The following is a 12567-nucleotide window of genomic DNA, read 5'->3' as shown; positions in this document are numbered from 1 at the left end:
TTCACGATGGGCGGTGGTGGTTGAGAGCTGTGCTGTTGCGTGCCTAAGGGGGTGTCATATGCGTTCACATGCGTCCGTACCGGCCGCAGCGATCGGGAGCGCGCTGCCGGGGGCCGGGCGCGCTCGGGAAGGACGTGCCGGTGGCCGGTCGCGGGGTGACCGACTTCGCTCCGGTCTTGCTGTGGGGCGAACGTACGGCTGCGCGGCTGTCCCGGGAGGGCCTGGCGCAGGCGGCTTCCCGGGACGAGCCCTGCTTGAGTGCGGCGCACGTCAGCCTGTACGAACTCGGCAAACGTATTCCGCAGTTGAGTACGCTGACGGCGCTGGCGAGGGCCCTCGGTATCGAGGTCCGCGCGCTGCTCGTGCCGGTCGACACCGCGGATCTGGCCCGTTTGAGGGTCGAGGCCGGGATCCGGCAGCGGGATCTGGCGCGGATGCTGGGGCTGCCGCAGGCCCGTTGGTCCAGAACCGAGCGGGGTCTCGCGGCAGCGGAGGCACTGGTCCTGGTGCGGGCGGCCGACGTGCTGCGCAGACCGTACGAGGTGGTGGCCCGCTCGGCCGTCCACACGCGGCGTACTGCACTCTCGGCTCCTGCTCACCGGGCGCGCCCGCGCGAAATGACCATGCAGGAAACCACGCTGGCCACGTACGCTCCTTAGCTCGCCTGCGCCCCACCGCGTAGACCCGGGAGCTGCCGGGTGTGCCGGCCGGTGCACTTCCACGACCACGATTGAGGGGGATATGCCCATGGCACTGTCCTTGAAGGTAAACGTTCCGAAGACCGTCACGATGCGCGCGGGTGCCGCGGCGGCGGGGTTGTGCGCCGTGACGCTCCTGGCGGGCTGCGGCGACGGTTCGGACGCTCCGGCGCAGAAGAAGCCGTCCGCCCCGGCTGCCACCAGCGCGTCGCCCTCGGCCGGCCCGGAGCAGGAGGCCCGGAAGCAGGTACTGACGGCCTACCGCGGTATGTGGAAGGAACAGGTCAAGATCTATGGCAGCGGCTCGTTCAAGGGCTCTGAGCTGGAGAAGTACGCCGCTGACAAGGCTTTGTCGAAGGTGCGGGCCGCAGCCTTCTACTACCAGAACAACGACTTGGTGGTGAAGGGCGAGCCGAAGCTGAAGGACGACCCGAAGATCACGCTGTCGATGGGCGGCGAGTCGAAGAGCGCGACGATCGTGGACTGCGTGGACAGCACCAACTTCGTTCCCCAGAACAGCAAGACGGGCAAGAAGTCCGAGCTCGCAGGCGACAACCGGCGCAAGGTGCAGACCTCCAAGGCTCAGTACGGCAGCGGGAAGTGGATGATCACCGACTCCACTATCGACAAGGGGTCGACATGCTGAGCCTGCGCGGCCGCGGGGCTCTCCTCGCCGCCGCCGCGGTCTTCGTGCCGTTGCACCTGGGCCTGGCTGCTGGGGTCGCCGCGGCCGACGGCGACAAGCCCAGCGGAGGCGTCGCCTGCCCTGACCTGGTTCCCGACTGCGACCTCAACGCGGGCGGGGGCGGCGGCAAGGACAAGCCGGACAAGCCCAAGCCCGGCGGCAAGCCGAGCGGCGGGGGCGGCGGGTCCGCGAAGTGCTTCATCGAATGGGACGACATCGGCGACGTCCCGTGCCACGACGCGGACATGGGGTGGTTCAATCCCAGCGACCAGTGCTACTGGGAGATCCTCGAGCCGCAGCCGGCCAAGGACGCCGCCGACTGGGAATGGGGCACCGCAGCACCCGGCGACGATGCGGCACGCGCCAAGGGCAAGGTCTACAACGTGACCTGCCCCGGCGCCGGCCGCGAGCTCACGGGCGGCTCGACCTGGAGCCAGAATCCGCCGCCCGGCTTCGGCGGCGGCCCCTCGGCCGAGGAGCTCGCACAGGAAGCGATCAAGAAGATGCGCCTGCTGGGCGCCGACATCGGCACCGCCCCCAAGGCGGGAAAGACCGGCCTGGTCGGCATGCCCGTATGGATCTGGAACAACAAGACCCCCCGCACCTGGGGGCCCGCCACCGAGAGCGCCGCGGCACCGGGCATCACGGTGACCGCGACCGCCACCGTGAAAACGATCGAGTACACGATGGGCGACGGCGGCACCGAGGTGTGCACCACCGCGGGAACGCCGTACGAGAAGCGCTTCGGCGGGCAGAGCAGTCCCGACTGCGGCTACCGCTACACGAAGACGTCCAATTCCCAGCCGGACAAGGCCTTCACCGTCACGGCCATCACGACCTGGACCGTCCACTGGGCCGGCGGCGGCCAGGAGGGCGACATCACCACCACGCGGCTGGCCGAGCCCGCCCAGATCACCATCGGCGAGGCCCAGGCCGTCGCCAAGCCCTGATGCTCCCGCACCGTGAAGGAAACCGTCCATGAGCACCGCACCCAGCCCGTCAGCCCCCGACACCACACGCCCGGCACCGGCGCCGCAGCCACTGGTGCGCCAACCCGTCGTCCGCCGTCGCAGGTCCAGCTGGATCGCGCTCGGCGTGGCCGTGATCTGCGTATGCGGAGGCGCCGGCGGCTGGCTGTACACCGTGACCAGTCACCGTGAGCCGGTCGTCGCGGTTGCCCGGGATGTGCCGATGGGCGCGGAACTCAAGGCCGAGGACCTCATCGAGGCGCAGATCGCCACCGACCCGGCGCTCAAGCCGGTGCCGGCCGCGGACCTGACCAAGCTGATCGGGAAGCGCACCACGGTGGGCCTGTCCCGCGGCAGTCTGCTGACCCGCTCGTCGGTCACCGACGAGCCGCTGGTCAAGGCCGGTGAACAGCTCGTGGGGGTGTCGCTGGCGTCCTCGCGGCTTCCGGCGAGCCGGCTGAGTCCCGGGCAGACGGTCAAGGTGATCCACACGCCCAAGGAGTCGGCGACCGGAGCGGCGGGCGATGACAAGACGGCCGGGCAGACCCTGCAGGCCACCGTCATCGAGGTGGGAGGCGCGGACAACAGCGGCGACCGTGTGGTCGACCTCGCCGTCAGTCAGCTCGACGGAATCCGGCTGGCCACCTGGGCCGCCTCCGGCGAGGTCTCCCTGGTGATCGTTCCGGTGGGGGGCTGAGATGACTGTCATCGCGTTCTGCGGCGCCAGCGGCGGGCCCGGCGTCACCGCCACCGCGCTCTCGGCCCTGCTCACGTGGCCGCTGCCGAACGGGCGGCGGGTCGTGCTGGCCGAATGCGACCCCGACGGCGGGTCGGTGGCCGCCGGCTACCTCGAGTCGCGCGTCTTCGGCGACCGCGGCCTGCACCACCTGCAGATCGCCGACCGTCGCGGCCACCTGGAGGAGGTGTTCTGGCAGCAACTGCTCAACTTGTCCGAGCCGGAGGCAGACGCCAACCGGCTGCTGCTGCCCGGGCTGATCAGCCCGGCCCAGGCGGCGGGACTGCACCAGACCTGGCCCCGGCTCAGCCAGTTGTTCAGCGACCTCGAACAGCGTGAACCCGGATACGATCTCCTGGTCGACCTGGGCCGTTCCGGCGCCGCAGGCGCGGCCAGCGCCCTGGCCCGCAGCGCAGACCTGACGCTGGTTGTCGTCCGCGGCACGCTGCGCGCCGCCCATGCGGCCAAGCCCCGGGTGGACGCCCTGCGCGCCGCGCTGCAGATGCACGGACGCGACAGCAGCCGCATCGGCCTGGTGGTGATCGGCGAAGGCCAGTTCCGGCCGCGCGACATCGCCGAGGAACTGCAGCTGCCGGTCTTCGCGGAGCTGCCCTTCGACGAGAGGACCGCCCGGGTACTGACTCACGGCGGCGACGGCGGGCGCGGCTTCGCGAACACGCCGCTGATGCGCAAGGCCGCCGAGATGTCCCGCACCCTCCAGGCCCTGGCCGTACAGGAGCAACTACGCCTGCACGCCCCGGCCGAGCACCGCCCCACCACCCTCCTGCGCCGCCTGACCACGAAGGGAGCCACTCATGACACAGCGAGGTAGGCCGCTCTTCCCCGGGCCGGACTCATCCGGCAACGGGCAGATTCCTCCCGCCGCACCGCACGGCGGAGGGGCCGCTCCCGCCGCGTCCGGTCCGGCGGCGCTTCCCGGCGCGCCCACTGCTGCGGGGCGCGCGGCACTGTGGGACTGGGGGACCGTGCGTGCGCTGCGCGACGAGCTCAGCACACGGATGGCGCCGGAGTACCAGGCCTACAAGGAGTCCGCCGGCAAGGAGATGACGGGCGAGGAGGCCGAGCAGCGCGGCTGGGAACTCATCCAGGACCTCGTGGCCCGCTGGGCAGCCGATTTCTCCGCATCTCGGCAGATCTCTCCGACCTCCGCGGACGAAACGGGCCTGGCCCAGGCGCTCTTCGACCTGCAGTTCGCTCACGGCCGGCTCCAGCCCTACCTGGACGACGACGGCGTCGAGAACATCCTGATCAACGGGTGTGACGACGTGTGGGTGGACTACGCGAACCGGCCCAACCGCAAGGTCGCGCCGATCGCCGAGTCGGATGAGGAACTCGTCGAGCTGCTGCAGATGCTCGCCCGGCGTCACGGCGCCGGCGAACGCAGCCTGTCCAAGGCCTCCCCCACCCTGGCCCTGCGCCTGTCGGACACCTCGCGCCTGCAGGCGATGACCGAAGTCACCCCGCGCCCCTACGTCGTCATCCGCAAGCAGCGGGTGCGCGACGCCAGCCTGGAAAAGCTCGTCGAGTTCGGCACCATCGACGCGAGCCTGATGCACTTCTTGCGCGCCGCGATGGCGGCACGCAAGAACATCATGATCAGCGGCACACAGGGGGTCGGGAAGACGACCATGCTCATCGCCCTCGCCCGGGAGATCGACCCCCAGGAACGGGTCGGCACCCTGGAGACCGAGTACGAACTCTTCCTCCACGAGGTCGGCCACCTGGAGCAGGTCGTGCCGATGGAGGCGCGGGAGGGCAACGGCGAGCGGATCGACGGGCGGGATGCCGGTGAGATCGAACTGGCCGACCTGATCGCGCCGTCGCTGCGCATGATGCTGCGCCGCATGATCGTCGGCGAGGTCCGCTCACGGGAAATCGTGCCGATGCTGCAGGCGATGAGCGCCGGTGAGGGCGGCTCGATGTGCACCATCCACGTCAAGCGCGCCGACGCGGTGTTCGCGCGGATCGCCCAGCTGTGCATCCAGCACGGCGGCGGCATGACACAGGAACTCGCCTACCTCACCTCCGGCATGGCGCTCGACTTCGTCGTGCACATCCACATGGACGACCGCACCGAGCACGGCGGACTGAAGGAACGATTCGTCAACCAGGTCCTGGAAGTCACCAGCGAGTTCAGCGAGCTCACCGGGGCCCCGGCCTTCAACCGCATCTTCACCCCCGGCCCCGACGGCCGCGCCGTGCCCACGGGCATCCAGCCGGCCTGCCTCGATGACCTGATCCGGGCCGGATTCAACCCCGAGTGGCTGTCCACCTACCAGAACATCGGGGCCTGGACGTCCCGCCCGAACGGCAAGGCGGCCTGACCATGGGAATGCTGATCGCCGGATTCGCCACCGCCGGCCTGGTGACAGGCCTGCTGCTCCTGATCGCCGGAGTGCGGGGCACCCACGCACCGGCCAACGCCCGCCCGGTAAAGGTCCGTCAGGCCCGACCGCCCAGGGCCCGCCGTGTCCTGCGCCTGCAGATCGGCGGCGCGGCCGCGGGGGCCATGCTGATCTGGGCCGTCACCGGATGGCTGCCCTCCGCCCTGATCATGGCCCTGGCCGTGTTCTTCCTGCCGTGGCTGCTCAGCCCCAACAAGAGCGCCACCGAGCAGATCGAGCGCCTCGAAGCGCTCGCCCAGTGGACCAAGCGGCTCTCCGACCTGGTGAAGACAGGCATCGGCATCGAGGACGCGATCGCCACGTCGGTGCGCACCGCGCCCAAGCCGATCGAGCGGGAGATCGCCGACCTCGCGGTACGGCTGCACTCGCGGATGGAGCCGCGCGAGGCGCTGACCGCGTTCGCCCGGGCCCTTGGTGACCCGCGGGCCGACCTCGTCGCCGCGGCCCTGCTGCTGCGCATCCGCGACCGCGGCCCGGGCCTGGCCGACGTCCTGTCCGACCTGGGCAGCCGCACCAAGGACATCGTCCGCCGCCGGCGCGACACCGAGGCCGAACGGGCCAAGCACCGCACCACGGTCCGCTGGATCTGCGCCATCACCGTCGTCGTCGTCATCGCCACCTCCTTCAACAAGGAGCAGGTCGCACCGTACGGAACACCCCTGGGGATGATCGTCATGCTGGTACTGATGGCCGCGGTGGTCGCCCTGTTCTGGTGGATGAACCGGCTGGGGACCACCGTCACGCTGCCGGGCTTCATGGGTACCGGCGCCCCCGCCACGTCCTCCGTCAAGCCGGCCGCGCAGACGGAGGTGGCCAAGTGACCCCGCTCGCCGCGGCCCTGCTCATCGGCGCCGGCATGGGCGCCGGCCTGTTCCTGCTCGTACGCGAACTCTTCCCGTCCGGGCCCGCCCTGGGGCCCGCCCTGGAGCGACTGCACGGCACCGCCTCCGCTCCCCGGACCCACAAGAGCGACGGCGAGCCCCCGGCCCTGACCCGTGCCGGGGACGCGGTCGCCGAACGGGTACGCCACCTGCCCGGCATCACCATCCCCGCCAAGAACCTGAACCTGGTCGGCGAATCGGTCGGAGAGCTGTTCGGTGCGAAACTGCTGCACTTCGCCGTCGGGCTGCTGCTCCCCTCCCTGTTCACCCTGATCGTCGCGATGGCCGGCATCCAGTTCCCGATCATCCTGTCCGCCCTGGTCGGCCTGCTGACCGGCGCGGCAATGTGGTTCGTCCCCGACGCCCAGCTCGCCAAGCGCGCCACCCGCGCCCGCGCCGAGGCCAACCAGGCGATCATGGCGTACGCCGAACTCGCCGCGATGGAACGGGTCTCCAGCGCCGGCGCCCAGGACACCCTGGAACGGCCCGCCGAAGTCGGCAGCGGCTGGGTTTTCCAGCGCCTGCGGGCCGCCCTGCTGCGCGCACGCCTGGACCGGGCGCCCGCCTGGGAGGCGCTGCGCCAGATCTCAGACGAACTCGACGTGCCGGCCGCCGCCGACATCGCCGACATCGTCAGCAGCGCCGGCACCGACGGCGCCGCCATCTACGCCACCCTGCGCAGCCGGGCCGAGAGCCTCGCCGACGAACAGGCCGCCGACGACCAGGCCCGCGCCAACGCCGCCTCCGAGAGCCTCGTAGTGCCCGTGACCCTGCTGTCCATGGTGCTGCTCGTCTTCTTCGGGTTCCCGGCCGTAGCGCGCATCTTCTCCGTCTGAACAGCAAGGGAGCACCACCGTGATCAACGACCTGAACCTGCGCATCGCCGTCACCGCCCACGCCGCCGTGCTCCGCCTCACCACGCGCGTCCACAACCACCTGGACGCACTGCGTGACGACGACGAGCGGGGCGACAACAACATCAGCATGATCATGTGGATCGTGGGGGTCGTGGCGTTCGCCGCCATCGCCATCGCCGCGTTCAAGGTCCTGGGCCAGAGCAAGCTCGATGGAATGACGGGGCTGTGATGCCCTGCCCTGCATGGATCCGCCGTCTGGCAAGACGGCTGCGCAAAGACGACGGTGACGCGTCACTGGAAGCTCTGATGATCTTTCCGGCGGCGCTCCTGCTCGCCTTCCTGCTCGTGGAGGCCTGCAACATCTACTACGCCAAGACCCTGGCGACCACCGCCGCACGCGAGGCGATCGCCGGTGCCCGGGGCTACGGCAGCTCCACCGACGAGGGCATCGCGCGGGCCGACGCACTGTTCGCCCGGGCGCCGGACAGCCTGCTCAGCCCGCGCGTCAGCGTCAGCAGCAACGCCGAACGCATCGAGTTCACCGTGACCGGCAAGGCCCAGTCCGTACTCGGCCTGAACATCACCGTGAAAGAGCAGGCCACCGGCCCGGTGGAAAGGTGGTCCAATCCGTGATTGCCCCCGTGCGCCGGAACCCGGCCGACGACGAGGGCCGCATCGCGGTCGAGTTCGTCATGTGGGTGCCGGCCGTCCTGCTGTTCTTCGCGCTGGCCATGGTCGCCGGGCGCATCATCACCTCGAGCAACGCGGTCGACTCCGCAGCCGCCGACGCTGCCCGCGAGGCCTCCCTCGCACGCACGGCCGACGAGGCCTACCCGCGGGCGAGGGCCGCAGCGCAGTTGGCGTTCGCCGACCGCAAGCTGCACTGCTCCAGCACGTCGGTGACCGTCGACACCTCCGGGTTCTCCGTACCGCTTGGCCAGTACGGGGCGGTCACCGCACGCGTGCGGTGCACGGTGCAACTTGCCGACCTGGGGCCCGGATTCGGTTCCAAGACCGTCGAATCGTCCTTCACCTCCGTCATTGACAGGTACCGCCAGCGATGAAACACCTGCCGCGTCTTCGCACGCTCCTCGCCCCGCTGCGCCCCGACCGCGGCTCCCTGTCGCTGTGGTGGATCCTCATGGTGATCCCGCTGCTGGTCATGCTCGGAATCACCTACGACCTGGGCGGCAAGCTCCGCGACATCGAGCATGCCGACGCGATCGCCGCCGAGGCCGCGCGCGCCGGGGCACAAGCCATCGACCCCGCCCAGGCTGTCCCCGGCGACGCCGTCGTCCTCGACCCGGGCAAGGCCTCCGCCGAAGCCCGCCGCTACCTGAGCGCCGCCGGCGTGGACGGAACGGTCACCGTGGAAGGCAACGGCACCACCATCACCGTCGACGTCACCACCCAGCGCCCCACCGTCTTCCTGCAGATCCTCGGCCAGCCCTCGCTGGACGTCGAAGGCCACGCCTCGGCCGAACTGCTCCACGGCGTCGGCGCACCTGAGGAGTGAACCCGTCATGACACCCCGCCGTTCCCGCAGCCTCGCCGTCAACCTTCTGCGCGGCCTGGCCAGCCTTCTGGCCCTGCTCGCGCTGCTGGTCGGGCTGCCCGCACTGCTGTGGTTCCTCACCAGCGTGCTGCTTCCCCACGGGGTCTCCCTCGACGAGATCACCGCCCTGATGACGTCCCGCAACCTCGGTGCGCCGTTCTTCGCCGTGGTCATGGCGGGCGGCTGGATCGGCTGGGGCGTCTTCGCCCTGTGCACCTTGATGGAGGTCCCCGCCCAGCTGCGCGGCCGGCCCAGCCTGAGCATGCCGTCCATGGGCGTCCAGCGCCTGGCGGCCACCCTCGTCGGCGGCGTCCTGCTCCTGCTGCCCGCCCAGGCCGCCATGGCCGCACCGTCCAACGCCGCACCCGCGCATGCGCCGGCCGTCTCCGCCGCCGCAGCGCCGCAGGCCGCACCCGCCAGCACACCCCAGTCCGCGCCCGCAGCCCCCATCTCCACCAACTACACGGTCCAGCCCCGGGACAGCCTCACCAAGATCGCCCTGCAGGAACTCAAAGACGCTTCGCGCTGGACAGAAATCGCCCAGGCCAACGACGGCCGCGCCATGGCCGACGGCACGACCTTCTCCGCCCGCGGTGTCCTTCAGCCAGGATGGAAGCTGCTCATGCCCAAGGACTGGAAGCAGCAGGACCAACAGGCGGAACCCTCCGGCACCCGTCACAGTGAACACACCGTGCGCTCCGGCGAGACCCTCTCCGAGATCGCCGAGGACGAACTGGGCGACTCCGCCGACTACATGGACATCGCCCGCCTCAACCAGGGCCACAAGCAGAACGACGGCCGCACGTTCACCGACCCTGACACGATCTTCCCCGGCTGGAAGCTGGCCCTGCCCCAGACCGGCTCCGCCCCCTCCCAGGACAAGCCCGCCGACGACCGTCCCAGCGGTGAACAGGATCCCCAGACAGACCAGGACACCGACACGAAGGAACCGTCCCAGCAGCCCGAATCCCCCGACCGTGACGCCGCCGGCTCCGACACCAACCGGGACCCCATGCCTTCCTCCCCTGCTGAGCCAGCTCCCGAGCAGTCCACGCCGGCGAGCCCGGCGCCCGAGCAATCCCCTCCGTCATCCGCAGGCGAGCACACGCCGGCGGCCGACTCCGTACCCCAGGACGACGGCCCGAGCATCACCGTCACCGCGGCCGCGGTCACGAGCCTGTTCGCGGCTGCCGTCCTGGCCGTGCTCGGCGCACGCCGGGCCCACCAGCAGCGGCGCCGCCGCCACAAGCGGCGCATCCCGATGCCCGCCAAGAACACGCCCAGTGCCAACCTCGAGCAGGAAATGCGCAACGCGTCCTCCGCTGACGGCCTCGACCTGCTCCACCAGGCCCTGCGCACGCTGGCCGCCAACTGCGCCCGAACCGGCCGGCCCCTGCCGGAAATCGAAGCAGCGCGGCTCGATGCCCGAGGCCTCGAACTGCACCTCTCAGCTCCGGCCCCGGCCATCGCCCCCTTCGCCGAGAGCGAGTCCAACCCCTCGCTGTGGTGGTGCCCCGGCCGCGGCGCCGCACTGCTGTCCCCCGATGAAGCCCGCGATACCAACGCCCCCTACCCGGGGCTGGTCAGCATCGGGGAGACCCCCGACGGCGACCCGGTTCTGGTCAACCTGGAGACCATCGGCCTCCTCCAACTCCACGGCAGCATCGAGGACGTGGCCGCGATTATGCTCGGCCTGGCGGTCGAACTCGCCTCCTCCGCGCTCACCGACGACACCTCCCTGCTGCTGTCCGGACTCGGCGCCGAGCTCGAGGACGTATTCCCCGCCCGCGTCCACCACCATGAGGCCCTCGAAACCGCGCTCGACGAACTGCGCGCGCACGACGCCCTCCAGCGCGGCGCCCTGGACACGGCCGGCGCGGACAGCCTGCTCTCCGCCCGCCTGGCCACCGACGGCGGTGACGCCTGGATCCCCCAGGTCCTCATGTGCCCGACAGCACCGACCGGACAGCACGCCGAGGACCTGGCCGACCTGCTCTCCTCCCGTCCGCGCACCGCACTCGCCGTGATCACCGCCGCCCAGGGCGCCCTCGAACTACCCGGCACCTGGCTGGTGCCGGCCGCCCCCGGGGCCGAGGTCGAACTGCCGGGCCTGGACCTGACCGTCACCTTGCAGCGTCTGGAGGCCGAGGCGTACGCCCCGCTGCTGGAACTGCTGACCACCGCCAACCGCACCGACGACACCCCCGCCCCGGCATGGACTGCAGAATCCGACAGCCCGCTTTCCCACGAGCCGGGCGAGTCCGGCACCTCGGCTCTCGCCCCTCAGGCCACCGCCGGCAGCCAGCCGGCGCCGCCCGTCCAGGTCCACGTCACCACCACCCCCACCGGCAATACCGCCGCAGCCCTGCCCGACTTCAGCGCTCTGGCCCCGCAGGCGGCCCCTTACCCTGCCGAAGGGCTCGCGCAGTTCGGGCCGGAACCGGACCTCGACGGCGGCCTGTCCCCGGAAGCCGCCGGCCTCGGGGGCGGTCCGCAGGACGAGCCCGGGATCCTGGAGGGGGGCGAGCCGGCGGACGACGGTTTCCCGGCCGAAGCGCCTTCGTACCCGGCCGAGGACCAGGAGCCGTGGGCCACGGACGAGAACAGCGCCCTGAGCGCCGCCGTCAGCGGCCCGGGCGCGCCCGCTCCGGCAGTCATGAACGAGTCTGCGCTCCCTGACGACCATGACAGCGAGACCCCGGTCGACTTCGACGACGTCTTCGCCGAAGTCCTCGACGAGCGGAGCGGCCACTCCCCCTTCGACGTACCGGAGTACGCCAGCGATTCCGGCACCGAGGAAGCCGGACCGGCTGACTCCGCCGGCGCTCTTGCCGACGTCTCCGGCAGCGATGGGGCAGGCGACAACTTCGCACCCGCGCCGACCGCCGTGCAGGTTCCGGAACCGCCCCTGGCCCGGGTCACCGCCGTCACCTCCAGCGTGCTCGCGGCCCTGAACACGCCGCCCGACCCGCCCGCCGCCCCGCAGATCCGCGTGCTGGGCCCGGTCGACGTGGCCGGAGCCCTCGGCCGCGTCGAGTCCTACCGGCGCAACACGCTCACCGAGATCGCAACGTGGCTCGTGCTGCACCCCGGCCACGGCCGGCACGAACTCGACGAAGCGATCTGGCCGGGCCAGCGGATGCTCGCGGGCACCCGGAACGCCCTCATCAGCAAACTGCGGGCCTGGTTCGGACGCGACCCCCGCCTCCCCGCCGACGCCCCCGACAGCTTCTACCTCCCGCCCATCAACCACGGCGTCTACACGTTCAACGAGGACGTCACCGCCGACTGGCACCAGTTCAAGGACCTCTACCGCCAGGGCATGCACCACCAGGGCGAGGACGCCGACACCGCACTCGCACACGCCTTGGCCCTCGTGCGGGGCAGGCCGTTCTCCGGCATAGACCAGAGCCGCTATGTGTGGGCCGAACACGACATCCAGGAGATGATCTCCGCCACCGTGGACGTCGCCCACGAGCTCGCCGTGCGCCGGACGACCGCCCGCGATTTCCGGGCCGCGGCGAACGCCGCATCCGTCGGACTGACCTGCGACATCCAGGCCGAACTGCTGTACCGCGACCTGTTCCAGATCTACAGCGAGACCGGCGACCGGGCCGGAATCGAGCGCACCGCCCATCAGCTCAACAGGATCGCAACCGAGACCGGGCTCGATAACTCACCCGAGACGGTGGCCCTTCTCCATTCGCTGCTGACGGCCGCGAGTGCCTGAAATCCGCTCGCGCGCACTCCCGCGGCCGCGG

The 12567-nt window shown here is 70.9% G+C and carries 13 protein-coding genes; all 13 read left to right on the top strand.

Annotated elements, in window-relative coordinates; translation table 11 throughout:
* Positions 1 to 140 precede the first annotated feature (140 nt).
* The 13 genes from ACIREO_RS23315 (at position 141) to ACIREO_RS23255 (ending at position 12536) form a co-directional block, all read left to right on the top strand.
* Positions 141 to 659, top strand: coding sequence for a helix-turn-helix domain-containing protein (locus ACIREO_RS23315; RefSeq protein ID WP_404113350.1), 519 nt, complete (start codon positions 141 to 143; stop codon positions 657 to 659).
* An 88-nt stretch (positions 660 to 747) separates the two neighbouring features.
* The gene (locus ACIREO_RS23310; RefSeq protein WP_404113348.1) at positions 748 to 1344 is read left to right on the top strand and encodes a hypothetical protein; all 597 of its coding nucleotides are present in this window, start codon (positions 748 to 750) and stop codon (positions 1342 to 1344) included.
* Positions 1338 to 2333, top strand: coding sequence for a hypothetical protein (locus ACIREO_RS23305; RefSeq protein WP_404113346.1), 996 nt, complete (start codon positions 1338 to 1340; stop codon positions 2331 to 2333). Before ACIREO_RS23310 ends, ACIREO_RS23305 begins: the two co-directional genes overlap by 7 nt.
* 28 nt (positions 2334 to 2361) lie before the next feature.
* Positions 2362 to 3048, top strand: coding sequence for an SAF domain-containing protein (locus ACIREO_RS23300; protein WP_404113344.1), 687 nt, complete (start codon positions 2362 to 2364; stop codon positions 3046 to 3048).
* Position 3049: 1 nt separating this feature from the next.
* Positions 3050 to 3919 carry a hypothetical protein gene (locus ACIREO_RS23295; RefSeq protein ID WP_404113342.1) on the top strand — a complete coding sequence of 290 codons (870 nt, stop codon included), beginning with the start codon at positions 3050 to 3052 and terminating at the stop codon, positions 3917 to 3919.
* Positions 3903 to 5432, top strand: coding sequence for a CpaF family protein (locus ACIREO_RS23290; protein WP_404113340.1), 1530 nt, complete (start codon positions 3903 to 3905; stop codon positions 5430 to 5432). The genes ACIREO_RS23295 and ACIREO_RS23290 overlap by 17 nt, the downstream gene beginning before the upstream one ends.
* Positions 5433 to 5434: 2 nt before the next feature.
* Positions 5435 to 6334, top strand: a complete 900-nt coding sequence (locus ACIREO_RS23285; protein WP_404113338.1) for a type II secretion system F family protein — start codon at positions 5435 to 5437, stop codon at positions 6332 to 6334.
* On the top strand, positions 6331 to 7230 hold the full coding sequence (locus ACIREO_RS23280) for a type II secretion system F family protein (RefSeq protein ID WP_404113336.1): 900 nt from the start codon (positions 6331 to 6333) through the stop codon (positions 7228 to 7230). Before ACIREO_RS23285 ends, ACIREO_RS23280 begins: the two co-directional genes overlap by 4 nt.
* A gap of 19 nt (positions 7231 to 7249) precedes the next feature.
* Complete coding sequence (locus tag ACIREO_RS23275; protein WP_404113333.1) at positions 7250 to 7480, top strand: hypothetical protein; 231 nt, start codon at positions 7250 to 7252, stop codon at positions 7478 to 7480.
* Positions 7480 to 7884, top strand: a complete 405-nt coding sequence (locus ACIREO_RS23270; RefSeq protein WP_404113331.1) for a TadE/TadG family type IV pilus assembly protein — start codon at positions 7480 to 7482, stop codon at positions 7882 to 7884. Before ACIREO_RS23275 ends, ACIREO_RS23270 begins: the two co-directional genes overlap by 1 nt.
* Entirely contained in the window at positions 7881 to 8315 is a 435-nt protein-coding gene (locus ACIREO_RS23265) for a TadE/TadG family type IV pilus assembly protein (RefSeq protein ID WP_404113329.1), read from the top strand. Before ACIREO_RS23270 ends, ACIREO_RS23265 begins: the two co-directional genes overlap by 4 nt.
* On the top strand, positions 8312 to 8767 hold the full coding sequence (locus ACIREO_RS23260) for a pilus assembly protein TadG-related protein (protein ID WP_404113327.1): 456 nt from the start codon (positions 8312 to 8314) through the stop codon (positions 8765 to 8767). The genes ACIREO_RS23265 and ACIREO_RS23260 overlap by 4 nt, the downstream gene beginning before the upstream one ends.
* Positions 8768 to 8774: 7 nt before the next feature.
* Positions 8775 to 12536, top strand: coding sequence for a LysM peptidoglycan-binding domain-containing protein (locus ACIREO_RS23255; RefSeq protein ID WP_404113325.1), 3762 nt, complete (start codon positions 8775 to 8777; stop codon positions 12534 to 12536).
* Positions 12537 to 12567 lie beyond the last annotated feature (31 nt).

The organism is Streptomyces sp. NPDC102441 (assembly GCF_044765585.1).
Classification (GTDB): domain Bacteria; phylum Actinomycetota; class Actinomycetes; order Streptomycetales; family Streptomycetaceae; genus Streptomyces.
This window is presented reverse-complemented; position numbering and strand designations above follow the sequence as displayed.

Coding starts and splice junctions, on each gene's coding strand:
- ACIREO_RS23310 (WP_404113348.1), top strand. CDS start 748: ATGGCACTGTCCTTGAAGGTAAACGTTCCGAAGACCGTCACGATGCGC.
- ACIREO_RS23305 (WP_404113346.1), top strand. CDS start 1,338: ATGCTGAGCCTGCGCGGCCGCGGGGCTCTCCTCGCCGCCGCCGCGGTC.
- ACIREO_RS23300 (WP_404113344.1), top strand. CDS start 2,362: ATGAGCACCGCACCCAGCCCGTCAGCCCCCGACACCACACGCCCGGCA.
- ACIREO_RS23295 (WP_404113342.1), top strand. CDS start 3,050: ATGACTGTCATCGCGTTCTGCGGCGCCAGCGGCGGGCCCGGCGTCACC.
- ACIREO_RS23290 (WP_404113340.1), top strand. CDS start 3,903: ATGACACAGCGAGGTAGGCCGCTCTTCCCCGGGCCGGACTCATCCGGC.
- ACIREO_RS23285 (WP_404113338.1), top strand. CDS start 5,435: ATGGGAATGCTGATCGCCGGATTCGCCACCGCCGGCCTGGTGACAGGC.
- ACIREO_RS23270 (WP_404113331.1), top strand. CDS start 7,480: ATGCCCTGCCCTGCATGGATCCGCCGTCTGGCAAGACGGCTGCGCAAA.
- ACIREO_RS23260 (WP_404113327.1), top strand. CDS start 8,312: ATGAAACACCTGCCGCGTCTTCGCACGCTCCTCGCCCCGCTGCGCCCC.
- ACIREO_RS23255 (WP_404113325.1), top strand. CDS start 8,775: ATGACACCCCGCCGTTCCCGCAGCCTCGCCGTCAACCTTCTGCGCGGC.